The organism is Streptomyces humidus (assembly GCF_014649655.1).
GTDB lineage: Bacteria > Actinomycetota > Actinomycetes > Streptomycetales > Streptomycetaceae > Streptomyces > Streptomyces humidus.
Genome location: NZ_BMTL01000001.1, coordinates 47270 through 65926, shown reverse-complemented (window position 1 = coordinate 65926; position 18657 = coordinate 47270). Strand labels below are relative to the sequence as shown.

13 protein-coding genes are annotated in these 18657 nt (G+C 72.4%); 4 read left to right on the top strand and 9 right to left on the bottom strand.

The window, feature by feature from the left end; genetic code table 11:
* Positions 1-260: 260 nt before the first annotated feature.
* Positions 261-1487, bottom strand: a complete 1227-nt coding sequence (locus IE239_RS00265; protein WP_373308027.1) for a serine hydrolase domain-containing protein — start codon at positions 1485-1487, stop codon at positions 261-263.
* A gap of 1217 nt (positions 1488-2704) precedes the next feature.
* Between IE239_RS00265 and ettA the strand changes: the two genes are divergently transcribed.
* Genes ettA through IE239_RS00250 form a run of 3 tightly spaced genes read left to right on the top strand, consistent with a single transcriptional unit; the run spans position 2705 to position 5475 of the window.
* On the top strand, positions 2705-4369 hold the full coding sequence (ettA, locus tag IE239_RS00260) for an energy-dependent translational throttle protein EttA (protein WP_190147144.1): 1665 nt from the start codon (positions 2705-2707) through the stop codon (positions 4367-4369).
* Positions 4370-4375: 6 nt separating this feature from the next.
* A complete protein-coding gene (locus IE239_RS00255; protein WP_190147143.1) occupies positions 4376-4798 on the top strand; it encodes an acyl-CoA thioesterase in 423 nt (140 codons plus the stop codon).
* Entirely contained in the window at positions 4795-5475 is a 681-nt protein-coding gene (locus tag IE239_RS00250) for a DUF8010 domain-containing protein (protein ID WP_190147142.1), read from the top strand. Before IE239_RS00255 ends, IE239_RS00250 begins: the two co-directional genes overlap by 4 nt.
* 78 nt (positions 5476-5553) lie before the next feature.
* On the opposite strand, the gene IE239_RS00245 is transcribed toward IE239_RS00250, so the two are convergent.
* The gene (locus IE239_RS00245) at positions 5554-5967 is read right to left on the bottom strand and encodes a globin (RefSeq protein WP_190147141.1); all 414 of its coding nucleotides are present in this window, start codon (positions 5965-5967) and stop codon (positions 5554-5556) included.
* A gap of 156 nt (positions 5968-6123) precedes the next feature.
* Between IE239_RS00245 and IE239_RS00240 the strand changes: the two genes are divergently transcribed.
* Positions 6124-7134 carry a methyltransferase domain-containing protein gene (locus IE239_RS00240; RefSeq protein WP_190147140.1) on the top strand — a complete coding sequence of 337 codons (1011 nt, stop codon included), beginning with the start codon at positions 6124-6126 and terminating at the stop codon, positions 7132-7134.
* A 24-nt stretch (positions 7135-7158) separates the two neighbouring features.
* Here IE239_RS00240 and IE239_RS00235 read toward each other — a convergent pair whose 3' ends face one another.
* From IE239_RS00235 to IE239_RS00205, 7 genes are all read right to left on the bottom strand, one after another.
* On the bottom strand, positions 7159-8982 hold the full coding sequence (locus IE239_RS00235) for an FHA domain-containing protein (RefSeq protein ID WP_190147139.1): 1824 nt from the start codon (positions 8980-8982) through the stop codon (positions 7159-7161).
* A gap of 66 nt (positions 8983-9048) precedes the next feature.
* Positions 9049-10431 (bottom strand): vWA domain-containing protein, encoded by a 1383-nt coding sequence (locus tag IE239_RS00230; protein ID WP_190147138.1) that lies wholly within the window; start codon positions 10429-10431, stop codon positions 9049-9051.
* 136 nt (positions 10432-10567) lie between these two features.
* Positions 10568-11956, bottom strand: a complete 1389-nt coding sequence (locus IE239_RS00225) for a PP2C family protein-serine/threonine phosphatase (RefSeq protein ID WP_190147137.1) — start codon at positions 11954-11956, stop codon at positions 10568-10570.
* A 3-nt stretch (positions 11957-11959) separates the two neighbouring features.
* A complete protein-coding gene (locus IE239_RS00220) occupies positions 11960-14731 on the bottom strand; it encodes a serine/threonine-protein kinase (RefSeq protein WP_190147136.1) in 2772 nt (923 codons plus the stop codon).
* Between the two features lie 2 nt (positions 14732-14733).
* Positions 14734-16071, bottom strand: a complete 1338-nt coding sequence (locus IE239_RS00215; protein WP_190147135.1) for a coiled-coil domain-containing protein — start codon at positions 16069-16071, stop codon at positions 14734-14736.
* Between the two features lie 123 nt (positions 16072-16194).
* Entirely contained in the window at positions 16195-17223 is a 1029-nt protein-coding gene (locus tag IE239_RS00210; protein WP_190147134.1) for a glutamate ABC transporter substrate-binding protein, read from the bottom strand.
* 14 nt (positions 17224-17237) lie between these two features.
* Positions 17238-18611 carry a GlnX family signal transduction membrane protein gene (locus IE239_RS00205; protein WP_229877626.1) on the bottom strand — a complete coding sequence of 458 codons (1374 nt, stop codon included), beginning with the start codon at positions 18609-18611 and terminating at the stop codon, positions 17238-17240.
* Positions 18612-18657 lie beyond the last annotated feature (46 nt).

Here is an 18657-nt window from a genome sequence, read left to right as displayed (position 1 = left end):
TCCGAGGTTGCGCCGTCGGCGTCCACGACGCGAGCGGACCGGCGGTATGCCCGATGGGCCGCCGATCGAGAGGGCGGCAGGCCGTCGGCTCGGCCGCGGCACAGGTCCGCCCGCCGCCTTGGCGGGTTCTCTGGTTCCGGCTCGGGCATCGGCGAGGCGGTAGGAGTCGGTTTCGGTCTCGATCGGTGGCGCCGTTGCAGGTGACACGGTCGAGGAGGCCCCCGTCCCGTGCCGCCGTGTGTCGCAGAAGGGGGAAGGGCTCAGCGGGTTGGCGTGGTGGTCGTGGTGGTCGTGGTGGGGACGGGCTTGCCGAGCATGGTGCAGGCTGCGGCGTTGACCAGGGCCTTGTTCGCGGTGGCGGCTGCGGGCAGCTGGACGCCGAAGTTGGTGGAGTTCAGGACGGTGACGCTGCGGCGGCCGGTGCCGTCGGTATAGATCTCGCTGGAGTAGCCGGGGAGGCCGCCGGTGTGGCCCCACACGGTCCCGCAGGGGGTACGTACTTCCATCAGGCCCAGCCCGTAACGGTCGCCCTTCGGGTCCGCCGGGTCCTGTGCGACGGTGGTCCGCATCTGCTTCATCTGGGCGGGGGGCAGCAGTCTGCCCGACATCAGAGCGGTCAGAAAACGGTCCCAGTCCTGGGCGGTGGAGACCATGCCGCCGGCAGCCCCGGTCCAGGAACTCACATCCATGTCCGTGGTGTTGACGTGGTCGTTTCGTTCCGGTCCGGCGAACCCGATTCCTTCGGGTGTGCCGGGAGGCAGGATCGGTGCGAGGTGCTCGGCGTCGGGTTCGTATCCGGTCGCGTGGTCATGGCCGGCTCGCCAGCCCGCGTCGGTGGCCAGGTAAGTGTGCGTCATGCCCAGTGGCCGGGTGATCCGCTGCTCGATGAGGTCGGCAAGACGCTGCCCGGTGGCCTTCTCCAGCACCAGGCCGAGTGCCTGGTAGTTGGCGTTGCTGTAGGACCACTGCTCACCCGGGGGGTTCTGGGCGGTGGTCAGAGCCAGCAACTGCTCGGGCGTCCATCGGCGCCGGTCCAGACCGAGCAGTGAGGGCAGGAAGTCGGGGTGGAGGAGGAAGTCGTTCAGGCCGCTGGTGTGGTTGAGGAGCATCTTGATGGTGATCGCCTCCCCACCCGGGACTACGCCGGGCAGCCAGTTCTCGACCGGGTCGGCGAGGCCGACCTTCCGCTCGGCGACCAGTTGCAGGATCAGGGTGGCCGTCAGGGTTTTGGTATTGGAAGCCATCCGGAACTGGTCGTTGGCCTTGAGTATGTGGTCGGCCTTGGTCCAGGCGGCCTGTCGGGCGATCTCCACGGCCGGTCCCCTGCCCCCGTCGACCCGCACGATCACACCCAGGGAACCGGCGTCCGCGGCCTGTTGGGACAGCTTGGCCAACTGCATCGCCGGCGGTGTCGTGTCGACGCCCGGACCGGCTCCCACCGCGCCGGCGGGGGTGGCGGAAGCCGTAGCCGCGACCGTCGCGGTCACGGCAGTGGCAAGCGCCAATGCCAGTGCCGCTCGCAAACGCCGACGCGTCGACGACGTGTGTGTACCCATGATGTGAACTCCCGAAAGCAAGGTCGGCCCGAACGGGCCTGATGATTGACAACCGTCCGGTTTCTCACCGGGGCGCTGCCGGACAAGGAGAACTCTGTCGCTGACGCCCCGGGAGTGCCATGAGGACAACCACCCAACACGGGAGGGGGTCAGCCTCCGTACCAGTCACCTCCAAGTCGTCTCATCTGGCCGACTCGGCAGTCTGTCGGTCATCGAGTTCCTCCGTGGATGCTCCGCCGTTCACGGCGGAAAGGAAACGGACTCCTGCGGAGCAGGGCAGGGAGCGGGGTTTCGCCGCCAGGGCGAAAGACCGTGCTCTGACCAGCAGGTTTGTTTGATGACTTGGGCAACGTCGGACGGCAGTACCGGCTTGGCTTCGCGTCCGATCCAGTTACTCAAGTGCGGCTGGTCTGTGGCCACAACGAGCGTTGTCCCCGGAGTGTCCGCATGCTCGACCGCGAACGTGCACGGTGTCCAGGCCAGGCCCTGGAAGTAGGTTGGCCGCCGTCGCAGCCGCCAGCGGTACGCCGTACCGTCGACGACGATGCGCCTTGCGCCCTTGCCCACCAGTGCTACGACTCCTCCTCGACGTGGAGGATGCCAGCGACTCCGGGCCTGCCGCACGTGTCCGGCATCGGGCGTGCCGGACACGTGCCGGATTGTGCGGGGAACCACGGGGACCACCGGCGAGGCAAGTCGCCTCCCCGTAGGAGTCTGCCGCAGCTCCGTTGCAGGTCAACGCCTGTATGAGTCCCAAATGCCCTCAGCTTCCCAAACTGAGAGCTCTGGGTTGGTGGACATCGGGGCGTCCCACGACCCGGCCGGCGGGGCTTGCCCTGGTCGACGGCTCGGCAGCGTGGCTGAGGCCGGTGGGGGTGCGGCGTGGCACACGCGTGCGTGGTCGGTCGGCGCGCCCGCCGTCGTGGCCGACCGGCCGGACCGTGGTGATCAATCCTGGGCCGTCTCCGGGCCGTCCGAGGTTCCCCGAGGCCACTCGACAGCAACCGCCGCAGACGTCCCGCACCTGTCAACAGTGAAACCCCAGGTCACAGAGCCTCGACCGAACGGGTTTCCCCCCAGGGGTAGCCGTCCGGCAAGATGGGGTGTATCTGCCCACTGCCTGATTTCAAGCTGCCGGACGGTTTCTCTTGGCTGAGTACATCTACACCATGCGCAAGACGCGCAAGGCACACGGCGACAAGGTCATCCTTGACGACGTAACGCTGAGCTTCCTGCCCGGCGCGAAGATCGGTGTGGTCGGGCCGAACGGCGCCGGTAAGTCCACCGTTCTCAAGATCATGGCGGGGCTCGAGCAGCCCTCCAACGGCGACGCGTTCCTGTCGCCCGGTTACAGCGTCGGCATGCTCCTGCAGGAGCCGCCGCTCGACGAGTCCAAGACCGTTCTGGAGAACGTGCAGGACGGCGCCGCCGAGATCATGGGCAAGCTCAGGCGCTTCAACGAGGTCGCCGAGCTGATGGCGACCGACTACTCGGACGCGCTGCTCGACGAGATGGGCAAGCTGCAGGAGGACCTCGACCACGCAGGCGCGTGGGACCTGGACACCCAGCTGGAGCAGGCCATGGACGCCCTGGGCTGCCCGCCCGGCGACTGGCCCGTCACCAACCTCTCCGGCGGTGAGCGCCGCCGCGTCGCGCTGTGCAAGCTGCTGCTGGAGGCCCCCGACCTGCTGCTGCTCGACGAGCCCACCAACCACCTGGACGCCGAGTCCGTGCAGTGGCTGGAGCAGCACCTCGCCAAGTACCCCGGCACCGTCGTCGCCGTCACCCACGACCGGTACTTCCTCGACAACGTCGCCGAGTGGATCCTGGAGCTCGACCGCGGTCGCGCCCACCCCTACGAGGGCAACTACTCCACCTACCTCGACACCAAGGCGACCCGTCTCAAGGTCGAGGGGCAGAAGGACGCCAAGCGCGCCAAGCGGCTCAAGGAAGAGCTGGAGTGGGTGCGCTCCAACGCCAAGGGGCGGCAGGCCAAGTCCAAGGCCCGTCTCGCCCGGTACGAGGAGATGGCGGCCGAGGCCGACAAGATGCGGAAGCTGGACTTCGAGGAGATCCAGATCCCGCCGGGCCCGCGGCTGGGCTCCATCGTCGTCGAGGTCAACAACCTCTCGAAGGCGTTCGGCGAGAAGGTCCTCATCGACGATCTCTCCTTCACGCTCCCGCGCAACGGCATCGTCGGCGTCATCGGCCCGAACGGCGCCGGCAAGACCACGCTGTTCAAGATGATCCAGGGCCTGGAAGAGCCGGACTCCGGATCCATCAAGGTCGGCGAGACCGTCAAGATCTCGTACGTCGACCAGAGCCGCTCGAACATCGACCCCAAGAAGACGCTGTGGGCCGTCGTCTCCGACGAGCTGGACTACATCAACGTCGGACAGGTCGAGATGCCGTCCCGCGCGTACGTCTCAGCCTTCGGCTTCAAGGGCCCGGACCAGCAGAAGCCGGCCGGTGTGCTCTCCGGTGGTGAGCGCAACCGCCTCAACCTCGCGCTCACCCTCAAGCAGGGCGGCAACCTGCTCCTCCTCGACGAACCGACGAACGACCTCGACGTCGAGACCCTGTCCTCCCTCGAGAACGCGCTGCTCGAGTTCCCGGGTGCGGCCGTGGTCGTCTCCCACGACCGGTGGTTCCTGGACCGGGTCGCGACGCACATCCTCGCCTACGAGGGTGACTCCAAGTGGTTCTGGTTCGAGGGCAACTTCGAGTCGTACGAGAAGAACAAGGTCGAGCGGCTGGGACCGGACGCCGCGCGTCCGCACCGCGCCACCTACAAGAAGCTGACCCGGGGCTGATCGGTCTTGCGCCACCTCTACCGCTGTCCCCTGCGCTGGTCCGACATGGACGCCTACGGCCATGTCAACAACGCGGTCTTCATCCGCTACCTGGAGGAAGCCCGTATCGACTTCCTGTTCCGTCCGGAGAAGGACTTCCGGCAGGGGTCCGTGGTGGCGCGCCACGAGATCGACTACAAGCGGCAGCTCGTCCACCGGCACACGCCGGTGGACATCGAGCTGTGGATCACGGAGATCAGGGCCGCGTCCTTCACCATCACCTCCGAGGTGAAGGACGGCGACCACGTCTACGTCCGGGCCTCGACGGTGGTCGTGCCGTTCGACTTCGAGGCCGAGCGTCCGCGCCGGCTCACCGCGGAGGAGCGCGAGTTCCTGGCGGAGTACCGGGACGACGCCCAGGAGGCCGGCAAGGAGGCCGTCGCCGCATGACGGCGTTCCACCTCGCCGACGAGGGGGAGGCGGCGGACCTCGCGGCCTTCCTCTCCCGGCTGCTCCACTACGACCGTGGGGCGGCCGTGCGGCTGCAGGCGGCCGGCACTGCGCTCGCCGTTTTCGGCCGGCCGCCGTCCTTCGAGGTGCTCGCCGTCCGCGCGGTCCGGCTGGCCAAGCCCTACGAGAACGGCCTGGACGTCACGCTGGACGTGACCGTGTCGGCCGGTGAGCTGCTGGAGGCCGTCGACGAGAACGCCGCCACGGCCGCCGTCCCCGCCGCCGTCACCGGGCCACCGTGGGCCGGTGTGCTGCCGCCGCGCGGCGGCTGGCGCACCGGTCCGGCGCTGCCCCCGCCGGACGCGCTGTCGGCGACGGTCGGCGCGGCCGTTGCCGAATTCCGTTCGCGCACCGAGGAGTTGGCCGCCGATCTGCGGACGCGAGCCGAACTCGACCGGATCGGGCGGGAGATCTGGTCCCGGACGGTCGGCGACACCGGCCTTCCCGTGCGGGCCGTGCACGCGGCCCGGTCGCTGGGTTTCCTGCGGCCCTCGACGCGTTCCGGGGACCTCGCGCTGCTCTCGCGCGGCGCGTGGCTGCGGCTGCGCACACCGTACGGGGCGATCGCCGTACGGCGGCCGGGCAGCCTGGGAGTGCTCGACGTCAGCGTCCGCTGACCTCACGGATCCCGTCGGCCCGGGCGATGTGACGGTTCACGCCGGCGTCCGGCGACGTCGAGGATGCCCCTCGGGGGGTCACTCCGGGGTGTTCACCATCGAAGCCGCCGCGTACGTCAGGTAGTTCCACAGCGTGTGCTCGTGCTCCTCGGACAGGCCGAGTTCGTCGACCGCCTCGCGCATGTGCTTCAGCCAGGCGTCGTGCGCGGCCCGGTCCACGACGAAGGGCGCGTGCCGCATGCGCAGTCGCGGGTGGCCGCGGTGCTCGCTGTACGTCGTCGGACCGCCCCAGTACTGCATGAGAAACAGCGCGAACCGCTCCTCGGCCGGACCCAGGTCCTCCTCCGGGTACAGGGGCCGCAGGACCGGGTCCTCGGCGACTCCCTGATAGAAGCGGTGGACCAGCCGGCGGAAGGTCTCCTCCCCACCGACCTGCTCGTAGAAGGTCTGCTCCTGAAGCGTGCCGCGCCGAATCTCTTTCACGCCTCCCATGGTCTCAGACGCGAGGACGGAGGACGCAAGGCCGCAGGACCGGTGCCACCGGACCCCGATCACCGATCACCGGCGTCCGGTCGCGATCACCGGCCGCCGACACGCGCACGTGCGGCCAGGTTCGCCTCGGAGTGTGCCGCCCCGCACAGTGGTGGCATGGGTGAGCACGAACTCGGCGGCGGACTCGCGGACCTCGCCGTCTCGGAGCGGGCCGCGCTGGTGCGCGAGATCGACGCGAGCGGCGCCCTCGCCGCCGACCCGCGGTGGCGGGAGGCCTTCGCGACCGTGCCCCGTCACCTCTTCGTGCCCTACTACTACGTCAGCGGCGCCGGCGGCTACGAACGGCGCTGGTGCGAGAGCCCCGACCCGCGCAGCAGGGAACGGTGGCTGCGCGGAGCCTACGAGGACGTCCCGCTGGCCACTCGGATCCGCGACGGCGCCCTGCTCTCCTCCAGCAGCCAGCCGTCGCTGATGGCGCTGATGCTGGCCGAGCTGCGGGTCGAGGACAGTGCCCGGGTCCTGGAGATCGGCGCTGGCACCGGCTACAACGCGGCGCTGCTGTCGTACCGGCTCGGCGACGCGAACGTCACCACCGTCGATCTGGATCCGGAGATCACCGAGTCCGCCCGCAGACACCTCGCCGACGCCGGATACCGGCCGGCCGTCGTCACCGGCGACGGGGCGCGTGGTGTCCCCGGACGCGCCCCCTTCGACCGGATCATCGCGACCTGCATGACGGGGTCGATTCCGTCCGCCTGGCTCGCCCAGTGCACGCCCGGTGCGCTCGTCCTGGCGCCGCTGGCCACCGGTCTGATCGTGCTGACCGTGCGGGACGCCGGACATGCCGAGGGACGCTTCCTGCGCACCGCCGCCTTCTTCGTGCCGTTGCGCGGGGCGGACCGGCACGATCCGGAACCGGTGGCGCTCGCCGGGGTGCCGCACCGGGCCAGGCACAGCGACCGGTTCCGCTTCCTGCTGGCCCTGACCCGGGACGCCCTCGACCCGCGGGACGCGTACGTCCTGTGGGAGCGCGAGGGCATGCCGGGACGGGAGCGCTACGGCATCACGGTCGGTCCCGGGCACGCGTGGGCCTGGCTGGACGCGCCGGAGGGGCCGTACGCGTGGCCCCTGCCGGGTTCGTCGGGTCCCGCCGCGGCGCAGGCCTGACAACAGACCCCGGACGGGCCGCGTTCAGCCGCGGCGGATCGTGATCGTCGTCCAGGCGCCGACGTGTACCTGGTCGCCGTCCTGCAAGGGGACCGGGACGAACGGCTGGATCGGTTCTTCCGAGCCGTTCACCGTGGTGCCGTTCGTCGAGTTCTGGTCGACGACGGCCCAGCTGCCGTCCGGCTGCTGGACCAGCACCGCGTGCTGGTGCGAGACCCCCGGGTCCTCCGGCGGCACCGACAGGTCTATGTCGGGGGTCTCGCCGGTGGAGTGACGACGGCGTCCGATGGTGATCTGGTTGCCGGTGAGCGTGCGTTGCTGCTCGGGCGAGTACGAAGGCAGGTTCAGTCCCGCGGCCTCGGGGCCGGAGCGGTGCATCATCGCCATGAAGTACGCGCGGTCCGGGCCGATCGTCGCCGTCCAGGTCGTCGGCTGCTGCTGATGCTGCGGGAACGACGGGCCGGGCGGGGGCGGAGCCTGGGTGGCGCCGGGCTGCGGGTAGCCGTAGCCACCGCCGCCCTGGGCCGGGCCGGGGTTCCTGGGGTCGCCCTGGCCGGGGCCTCGGTTCGACGGCGGGGAGAGCACCCAGTCGTCGTCACCGCCGCCGAAGGGCCGGCCGCCGGGCTGTGGACGGCCGGTCTCCTGGGGGAAGCCGGACGGGGCCGACGGACCGGACGGCTGGAAGGCCTGCGGAACGCCCTGGCCTCCGGGACCGGTGCCCTGTCCGAAGCCGCCCTGGCCACCGGGACCGCCCTGCCCACCGGGACCGCCTTGACCGCCCTGGCCACCGGGGTTGCCGGGGCCGCCCTGGCCCGGGAAGCCGGGGCCGCCCGCGGGGGTGGGGCCGGGCGGCGGCGGAACGGGCCGCGAGGGGGCGCCGCCGAAGCCGGACGGACCGCCTTGACCAGGACCGCCTTGACCAGGACCGCCCTGGCCGGGACCTCCTTGACCGGGACCGCCCTGGCCGGGGGCACGGCCGCCGGGGCCCGAGGGCTCGCGTCCGAAGGGGTCGCCGGCGGGCTCGCGTCCGAAGGGGTCGGAGGACTGCCCGGGCTGCTCACGTCGGTAGGGGTCCGTGGGCGGGCCGGACGGCTCGCGTCCGAAGGGGTCCGTGGGCGGGCCGGGAGGACGGCCGCCGGGACCGGAGGGCTCGCGTCCGAAGGGGCTGCCGCCCGGGCCGCCCGGCTCACGCCCGTACGCGCCCGGCGGGGGGCCGCCGGGTCCCCCCGGACCGGTGGGTTCGCGTCCGAAGGGCGGCGGACCGCCGGCCGGACCGCCCTGACCGCCGGGTCCGCCCGGTCCCGGGAACTCGCCGCCGAACGGTGGGATCGGCTCGGCGGGACGGTTCACCTGGGACGGGCGCGAACCCTGGTAGTCGAAGGGGTCCGCGCCCCCGTAGGACGGAGGCGGCGGCTGGAACCGCCCTCCCTGGCCGCCGGGACCCTGGCCGCCGCCGGGGCCGGGACCTCCGGGACCCTGGCCGCCGGGACCCGGACCGCCCGGGCCCACACCCGGGCCGGAGGCCGGCGGGCGCGGGGCGGCCGGGGTGTACGAGGTCGCCGTGTTGGTCAGGAAGTTCCAGCGGCACTCCTCGCAGAACGGCGCACCGCCCTCACGGGGCGTGCGGCACTGCGGGCAGAGCTCGGGCTCGTGCTGGGGCACGGAGGACGGATGACGTCCGCCGGGCTGACCGCCCTGGCCGGGGCCGGGCGGCGGCGGGAAGCCATAGCCGCCGGCGGGCGGGGGCGGCGGGGGAGGAGGCGGGGGTACGGCACCGGCCATGCGGTGACCGCAGACCTCGCACCAGTCGTCGGAACCCGACTGGTGTCCGTTCGGGCAGGTCGGCATGTCGGCGCGTCCCCCTCTCTCCTTCGGTGTCCCAGAGGCCTTCGGTGTCCCGGAAGCCCGTTCAGGTCACTTCTTCACACGAACAGTCTTTGTGGACCGGGTCTCGAGCGTCATCTCGTCGGCGTCCGCGACCTTGGCCTTCAGTCGCACAGTACCTGTCGTGGCGTCGACCACGTCCACCACCTTCGCAAGCAGTTTCGCAGTATCCGCGTTCCCCGAGACGCTCGCGAGCTGTACCGCCCGGCCCAGTTTGGCCGTTGCTCCATCCATATCGCCCGCTTTGCGGAGGTCCAGTCCCTGCTGGATGACCTGAGCCAGTTCAGCCTGACCCGTGTAGTGCGCGACCTGGGGGTTGATCGACGTGGAGGCGGTCATGTCGTCGGTCCACACGGCCCGCACGAGCCCCTGCGCCCCCAGGTTGTGGACGGCGCCTCCCGCGTTCTCGGCTCCGCTCGAGGAGGAGGCGCTCCCGGGCTGCGGGATCACCAGCGAGACGCGCGCGGCCAGCATCTCCTGGCCCACGTTCGCCGCCGGGACCTCGACGCACACGTGGTAGTCGCGGGACTCGTCGCCCCAGGAACCGGTGGGGTAGTCGCCGGCGCGTGGGCCCGCCTCGGTGCGGCGTCCGGTCAGATCCTCGACCGTCGGCGCGACCTGTTTCACGAACCTGACGGCGGTGCCGACCGGGGTCCACAGCCGCAGGGCGACGTCCGCGACCTCCTTGCCCATCGCCGTCTCCATCATCTGCGTGAAGTCGGCGGCGAGGCCGGCCGGGTCGGCGACGATGTCGGCCGTGCCGAGCAGGGCGGAGGCGATCCCTGTGACTTCTTTCACTTCCCAGTCGGTGCCCACACCGCGGGCGTCACAGGTGAACCGTCCGGCGCAGTCGTCGAGGGCGGCCTTGAGGTCCTGCGGCGACTCGTGCTCGTTGCGGCCGTCGGTGAGCAGGATGCCGTGCCGGATGGCGACGTCGGCCGTGGACAGCAGCCGGTCGGCCAGCCGCAGCCAGGTGCCGATCGCCGTGCCGCCGCCCGCGCTCAGCCGGCGCAGCGCCTGCTTGGCCTGCTCGCGGGTGGTCGCGTCGGCGACGGCGAGCCGGCCGCTGCCCGGGTAGACCTCCTTGGCGACGTGCGTGCCGCCGATCACCGCGAAGTGCACGCCGTCGCGCAGGGTGTCGACGGCGGCGGCGGTGGCGTCACGGGCGTTGCGCATCTTGGTCGGCGGATAGTCCATCGAGCCGGAACAGTCCACCATGATCGCCACGGCGGCGGACGGGCCCTGGCCCGGCGCGTACAGGTGCGGCGCGGCGACCGCGTTGCCCACCGTGCCGCCGCCGGTGGCCGTGACCGTGACGATCGCGTTGACCTCGCGACCGCCCTCGGGCAGGTACTCGTTCTGGTAGACGTCCACCGAGAACTGCGGCACGTTCGACTTCGAGAAATTGGCCATGCCTGCTCAGATCCCCCTAGGAAAACCCCGCGTTCGCAGGGCGATGTCTGGGCCCGGACCGGTCCCCACCGGTCCGTGCGCGTGCTTCCCCGTGCCGGCGGTGTCTCCGGTGTCCCGGTTCTTCCGCACCGCGGCCTCAGGCCGATCCTGCCCCCTGGACGGCGGCGGGGAACGGCACGAGGGCCACTGTTACGTTGTCGTGGCCCCCGCCGTCGAGGGCGTGGCCGACCAGTACCCGTGCGCTGTGCAGCGGTCGCACCGCGGCGTCCGGCGGGAGGATCTCCGCCATCTCCTCCGCGGCCTCCGCGTAGTTCCACAGGCCGTCCGTGCACACCACCACCACACCGGGCCGGTCCGGCTTGAAGGAAGCGGTGTGCGGCTCCAGTTCGTAGGCGTCGGCGCCGAGCCAGCCGGTGATCGCGTGGGCGCGCTCGTCGGCGTAGGCCTCCGCCTCGCTCATCAGGCCCGCGGCGACCATCTGCGCGGCCCACGAGTCGTCCTCGGTGAGCCGGGCCGGGGGCGAACTGCGGTCCGCGGGAACCCAGTAGGCGCGGCTGTCGCCGACCCAGCCGACGACCAGCAGGCCGGCGGTGACGACCGAACCGACGAGAGTGCAGGCGGGGGAGTTCTGGTGCGGGGCCTGCTCGCGGGCCGTGGCCGGCTCGTCGGCCAGCGCGTTGACCGCGTGCGAGGCGGCGACGATCGCCTCGTGCATCGCCTGCTGAGGATGCGCCCCCAGTGGCAGGGCCGCCAGCAGGGACTCGCTCGCCGCCTTCGCGGCGGCCAGGGAGGCGTCGTCGGGGCGGGTCGCGGAGGACACGCCGTCGCAGACGATCGCCACGAGCGCGGGCGAGCCGTCGGGCAGCGCGGTGCGGCCGAGACCGAAGGAGTCCTCGTTGCGATGGTGGCGCAGACCGCGGTCGCTGACGGCGGCGATCGGGCCCGACTCCGCCTCCATGTGGTCGCGTTCGCGCGGCTGTGCGTGTCCGCAGTTCTCGCAGTACCCGTCGTCGTCCACCCGGCCCGCGCGGCAGGCCACGCACACCTTGGCGGGCTCGGCCACCGCCGCGGCCTCGGCGGCCACCCGGGGGTCGGGAGCCTGCAGGGCGTACTCGTCGGGTTCCGACGGCCGGTCGAACCGGACGCCGGCGACGGGCGCGGCCGGGGCGGTGCGGGGCGCGGCGGGGGCCGCCGCCGCGGGCGGCGGGAGCGGGACCCCGGACACGCCGGCGGCGCCGTTCGCGCCGGCACCCGGGACGGCCGCGCCGTTCGCGCCCGGCGCCTCGGCTCCGACCGTCCCCGTGCGGTGCGTCGTCCCCTGCGCGGAAGGCGACTGCGCGGGAGCCGGCTGTGCGGGAGGCGACTGCGCGGAGACGGTCATCGTGAGGGTCGGATGGTCGTCCGGGCGCGGCGGCACGGCGGACAGGTCGTATCCGCACGCACCGCAGAAACGGTCACCCGCGTCGAACGGCTCCGCGCAACTCGGACACGTCGGCAGGGCGGCCTGCCGGGGCATCTGCGACATTGACTACACCCACGTCCGGGGGCGGTAACGATTGGCGCGTTCCACCAGGTCGATCCTCTCTTCGCCGCCGGTCGCCAGCCGGGCCAGCGTGCGGTACGAGCGCTCCAGCCCGAAGCGCAGCCCTCGCTCGTCCAGTTCGCTGCCGAGCAGCGCCCGGGCGGCCGGCGCGGCGCCCTGGCCACCGGAGAGTATCCAGTCGAGGGCGCAGCCGAGGACTTCGGCGGACAACTGCTCCCGCCGCGTCGGATCGAGGCCGTATCCGTCCAGCGCCTCGACCTGGGCCGCGGCGGCGACGAGGTCCTCCTGGAAGGGTACGTCGGAGGCGAGGGCCGTCCGCTGCCGGAGCCGGGCGCGCACGGCCGCGACCCGCGCCGCCGTGTAGTGGATGGACGACTCGGGCACCGACTCCAGCGTGCGGACGGAGCCGGCGCGGTCCCCGGCTGCCAGTTGGACGCGCGCCAGGCCGAACGCCGCGCTGACATAGCTCGGGTCGGTCGACCACACCAGGCGGTAGTACTCGGCGGCGTTGTCCAGCTGACCCAGCACCTCCGCGCACAGGCCGAGCGCCAGCTTGGGCGCGGGTTCGCCCGGGAAGGCGTCGTAGATCGCGTCGAAGGCCAGCGCGGCGCCCTCGTGGTCGCCGGTGACCAGCGAGGCCACGCCCCGGTACCAGACCACCCGCCAGTCGTCGGACCGTTCGTCCTCCAGCTTGCGCAGGGAGGCGAAGGCCGTCTGGTGGTCGCCGTTCTCCAGCCAGGCGCGGATCTGCCGCAGCCGGGTCTCGACCGACGGCGCCGGCGCTGCCGTGAGGGCCTGGATCAGCTCGGCCGGAGCCGACGCCGACAGGCCCGCGAGGAAGCCCGCGTCGGGGTCGGAGGGGTCGACATGGGGGACGGGCAGCGCGAGAGCCGCGGCCGGTGCGGGGACGGTCTTCACCAGGCCGCCGGGCACCACCGCGGGCACGCCGCCGGCCGAGGCCGGGCCGCCGTGCACCCCCGGCGGTCCGCCGCCGGTACCCGCCGCCACGCTGCCCGCGCCCGGCAGCGGGCCGCCCGCGGGGACGACGCCGGCGCCGCCCGCGAAGGCGAGGGCCGGTGCGGTGCCGGGCGCGCCGGGCAGGCCGGGCGCGGTGCCCGGGGCGCCGGACGGCGTGACCGCGCCGCCCGGCCCGCCCGCGAGAGCCGGAGCGGGCCTGGCGGACCGGCCGCCCCCGAAACCTCCGAACAGCCGACGGGAGCCGGCCTCCACCCGTGCGCCCAGCCGTGAGACCTCCCCGTCCAGCTTGGGGAACAGCTCCGTGTCCGTGACCTTCAACTCCGGCCCGAACAGGGTCGACAGCGCGGGCCGGGCGCGGCCGCTCTGCAGCGAGACGACCTCGCGCAGCACGCCGGTCAGCTGCTCCGCCATCTCCTGCGCGGAGGCGAACCGGCGCGCCGGGTCGGGGTCGGTGGCGCGGACGAGGAGCCGGTAGAACGACTCGTACCGGCGGAAGACCTCGATGGTGTCGGGGTCGGGCAGGGAGTCCACGAAGACGGTCGTGTAGCCCTGGAAGTCGAAGGTGAGGACGGCGAGCGTCCGGCCCACCGTGTACAGGTCGGAGGCGACCGACGGCCCGACCTCTGCGACCTCCGGGCCCTGGTAGCCGACCGTGCCGTAGATGGCCGACGTGTCGTCGTCCATCCGTCTGACCGCGCCCATGTCGATCAGCTTGAGCTCGTCCTCGGTCTGGATCGCGTTGTCGACCTTGAAGTCGCAGTACAGCAGGTTGCGGCTGTGCAGATGACCGAGCGCCTCGAGCGCCTCGATGCCGTACGCGCAGGCCTGTTCGACGGGGAGCGGGTCCCGCTTCCCCTGCGGGGTGCGGCGGTCGTTGGCGATCTCCTTGAGGGACTTGCCGCCGACGTACTCCATGACGATGTAGCCGTCGAGGGAGCCGGTGCGCTGGTCGAGGTGTTCGACGAAGTTGTAGATCCGCACGATGTTGGCGTGCTCGATCTCGGAGAGGAAGCGCCGCTCCGAGATGGCCGCGGCCATCGCGTCCTGGTCACCCGTGTCCAGGAGGCCCTTCAGCACGACCCACCGGTCGTGCACCGGCCGGTCGATGGCCAGGTAGACCCAGCCGAGCCCGCCGTGCGCCAGAGCGCCCACGACCTCGTACTGGCCGTGCACGACGTCGCCGGCCTTCAGCTTCGGCACGAAGGAGTAGGGGTGGCCGCACTTGGTGCAGAAGCCCTCCGTGCGTCCCTCCCGCTCGCCGCGCGAACGGCCCACCGGGGCACCGCAGTCGGAGCGCGAGCAGAACCGCTTGCGCTCCGGCACCTCGGGGTTCTCCTGCACCATCGCGCGCGGGTCGGGCTTCGGCACCTGCGGCACCGACACCAGGCCGACGCCCAGCCGGGTCCGGCCGGAGGAGCCGGCGGTCGAGCCGGAGCTGCGCACCGACACCGAACGCCCCGTCGACTTCCCCGACACCGAGCGCGACAGCCGCCCGGACACCGAGCGGCGCGACTTCGACGACTGCGAGGACGTGCGCGTGCTGCGGGCGCTGCGGGCGCTGTGCCCGCCGGCGGCCGAACCGGCGCTGTCCGCCGAACCCTTGCCGCTCCGGGGCGCCCCGGTCGACGGTGAGCCGACCGGACCTCCCGCGGAGGGGTCGCTCCCGGACGAGACGACCGGGGCCAGGCCGCAGTGGTCGCAGTACAGCTCGCCGCCGCCCACATCCTCGTACGACCCCTCACAGCCCGGCCGCTGGCACGACTGCCCTGCCTGACTCATGGCTACTGCTCCCCCCTGCGGTCCTCAAGGCCGCCCTGCTCCGTCACGCGCGGCGCCCTGAGCTGTTCGGCGGCCGCCTGCTGGTAGCGCAGGACGGCCTGTTCGGCGACGCGCAGATCACAGGGCGCGCTCCACAGCATGCGGCGCGCCGCGTCGTAGCGCTCGATGAGGAACGGGTCCTCGGCGAGCCCGTGCCGGGTGATCTTCGCCCTGTACGCGTCCAGACGGCCGCGCAGTTCCGCGCGGACCGCCAGTGGCTGGGTGACCGCGGTCAACGACTCGCGGGCGCGCAGCAGTTCGTCCTCCGCCTTCTGCTCCAGCGACTCCAGGAGCGGGGACAGGCGGTGCCACTGGGCGTGGCGACGGTACTCGGCGGCCGTCGCGAGCTGCTCCTGCAGCACGGTCGGCGGGCCGCTGACCACCGGCACCTCGGTGGCGGCGATCTTCGCCAGCACCTCGCCGCGCGCGGTGCGCGCCTCGGCGAGGGTGCGGTCGGCGCGACTGAGGACGTCCCGCAGCCGCACCAGGCGCTGTTCCGCGTCCTGGCGGACCGTCAGCACGGCGTCGATCTCCCGGCGCACGTCCTCCAGGGCGCGCGCCTCGCGGTCGTACACCGTGGTGTCCGGACGGCCGCCGCCCGGCGCGGAACTGCCCTGCGCGCGCACCCAGAAGGCCAGCGGGTCCGACACCACCTGCTCACGCAGGGACGTCAGCGTGCGGGTGATGCGCTCCAGGTCGTCGCCCGCCGGGTGCTCGCCGGGGCGGACGCCGACGGAGTGCGCCAGCCGGCGCGTGCGCTGGAGCTCGGCGGCCAGTAAATCTATCCGCGCGGGCAGCGCCGACCACACCGCGTCGGCGGTGACGACCATGTCGAGCGAGGACGCGTACAGCTCGTTCATCCGGTCGACGAGGGTGGAGAGGGAGAAGCTCCGGCTGAGCTTGGCCGTGCCCTGCGGCGTCGCGGCCTCGGCCGATCCGGCGACCGCTTGGGCGACCGATCCGGCGACCGTGACGGACTCGCCGCGCAACAGCTCCGTCAGCTCCGCCAGATCCTCGCGACTGGACCAGCGGCGGCGCGAGCGGATCTCACGGGCGCCGCGCAACGCGTCCGTGTAGGCGTCGAAGTACGCCCACAGCAACGTGATCGACGCCTCCGCGGACGCCCAGCGCTCCTTGGTGACGCCGGTGAGCTCGGCGCCTTCGAGGAGTCTGCGGCCCGCGTGGTCCTGCAGGGCGAGGAGCGAGGTCTCGATCGCCTCGTGCTCCGCGCCGAGCCGCGCCAGCGCACGGTCGACCTCGTCCCGGTCCATCACCGGCCCGGGGGGTCCCGTGACGCCCATCGATCACCTCTCGCTGCTGTGTCGGTTGCCCGCTCGGTGGTTGTCCGTCGGTGTTCGCCTGCTGGTGGTCGTCTGCCGGTGGTCGTCCGTCCCTGCTCCGCCGCCCTGCCCCCTCGCGGGCTGTCAGCTCGTGCGCAGGTACTGCGGTGCGGGGGGTCTGGAGGTCGTCGCGTCGGAGCCCAGTGTCGCCGACAGCCATGTGTCGTACGACGCCTGCCAGCCGTTCGCGCGGTACTGCACCAGTATCTGGTTGACCCTCCGGACCAGGTCGTCGGCGTCCTTCTTCATCGCCACCCCGTAGTACTCGGTCGTGAAGGGGGCGCCCTTGAGTTCGACCGTCGGGTCCTGGGCGGCCTGGCTGGCCGCGAGCGCGCCGTCGGTGACCACCGCGTCGACCTCGCCGAGCTGCAGCCGGACCAGGCAGTCGAGCTGGTTGGGGACGGTGGTGGCGATGTCGACGCCGGCGCCGAGCCTGCCGGCCTTCTCGTCGTCGGCCAGCCGGGTGTTGGCCGTCGAACCGGCCGCCGAGCAGACCTTGGACTTCGCCAGGGTGGCGTCGTAGCCGGTGATCTTCGAGGACTTGGGGGCGAGGACCTGCTGGCCGGTCTTGAAGTAGGGCGCGGAGAACGCCACGTCGTCGAGCCGGGAGCAGGAGATCGTCATCGTGCGCACCACCATGTCGACCCGGCCCTCCTGGACGGCCGGGACGCGCTGGTTGGTCGGGATGGCCTTGAACTGGACCGCGTCCGGGTCGCCGAGGATGTCCTGGGCGATGCGGTGGACCAGGTCGATGTCGAAGCCCTCCAGCGCCGCGCCGGTGTTGTTGGGATCGCGGTAGCCCCAGCGGTAGCTGTTCTGGTCGACGCCGACGATCAGCTTGCGCTTCTCGCCCTGCCGGGCCTTGATCGCGGCGATCGTCGGGCCGTCGGCGCTCGACGGCGACAGGGTCTGCTTCTCGGGATCCTTGCAGGCCGCGTCCGCCGCCTGGCTCGCCGCGGCGACCTTGCCGCCGCCCCGGCCGGGGACCGCCGCGCCGCCGGAGCGGGCCCACGGCAGCATCAGCACGAGCGCCAGGGCGAGGGCGCAGACGGCCGCCATCGCCCCTACTCCGCCCCAGCCCCGCAGCCGGGCCCGCACACGTCGCGTACGCATCGTCACGCCCCCCATCACCGGTACTCCGACAGTCTGCGGCCGATGCCGAGGAGCGCGCCCGCGGCGCCCAGCACGGCGAGCACCGCGGCCCCGATCGACAGGCCGGTCATCGCGTCCAGGCCGTTGCCGGCGGCCTGCCTGAACTCGGCCTCCTCGTGCGCCAGCGCGATCGCCAGGTTCTTGTCGACGCCGTCGAAGCACGCGCCGGTCGCGTCCTTGCCGCCGATCACCAGGGCCAGCGCCTGCTCGTAGTTGCCGTTGTCGTCCTGGGCGCGGGCCACCGTGTGGCGCCTCTTCCACTCCGCCATGTTGCTCTCGGCCGTCGCCACCGGCTTCTCGCCCGGCCGGTCGTCGGCGAGCCTCGCCGCGAGCGAGAGGCCCTTGTCGAGGGCTCCCATGTCGGTGGTGAACTCGTGGTCGTACTTGTCGAGCGTGATCTCGTCGCCGTCGGCCGTCACCTTCACCGTCTCGGCGCCGCGCGACACCAGCGTCAGGTTCTCGTTGCCGCGTGCCTTGAGGGAGGCGATCCGGGCGTCGTGCAGGACGTTCAGCGAGCGGACGCCGTCGTCGTAGGAGGACTGCAGACCCGAGCGGGCTACCGTGTGGCCGACGACCAGCCACAGCAGGACGACCGCGGTGGCCGCCGACGCGGCGACCAGGCCGTGGTTCAGAACACGGTTCGTCCGGCGGTAGTCGCGGTGCTGCGCCCGGGCCAGACCGGCCAGCGCGACGACGCCCAGCGCGATCGCCGCCCACGGGTAGGGGGTCGCGTCGCCGTAGTCGTCCCGCAGGCGCCGGTTCTCCAGCTGGTAGAGGTCCTCCGCCGCCGGGAGCATCTCGTCCTGCATCTTCTCGTTGGCGTAGCGCAGATAGGCGCCGCCGACCGGGAAGCCCTGCCGGTTGTACGTCCGCGCGCGTTCCACGAGGCCCTTGTACTCGGGCAGCAGCTTGTTCAGCCGGGTGATGAACTCCGTGGAGGGGGAGCCGGGATCGGCGTTGCTCGCCGCGGTGACGAGCTCCGCGGCCGCCTTGTCGATGTCCTCCTCGTAGCGCTGCCGGGACGCCGCCGTCTCCTGGCCCCCCGCCAGGAAGCCGCTGGAGGCGGCCGTGTTGGCGTCGGCCAGCGAGCGGTAGATGTCGGCGGCGGCCGAGCTGAGCGGCTGGCTCTTGTACAGCACGTCGTCGGCGGCGGCCTCGCGGTCGGTCGTCTGCCAGGCCGTCACCGCGCCGAAGGCGAGGACGAGCAGCGCGAGGAGGGCGCCGATGATGCGCAGCCGCCCCGGTTCGGTCGTGGCCGCGGCGCGGACCGTGTCGACACCCTCGGCGAACGCCGTACGGCGCGCCGGCGGTGGTGTCGTGCCGGTCGGCGGGCTTGCCAGGTCTGCCACTGCTTGACCTCCCCCATGGTCATCTCCCGCCGGTCAGTATCGCGGG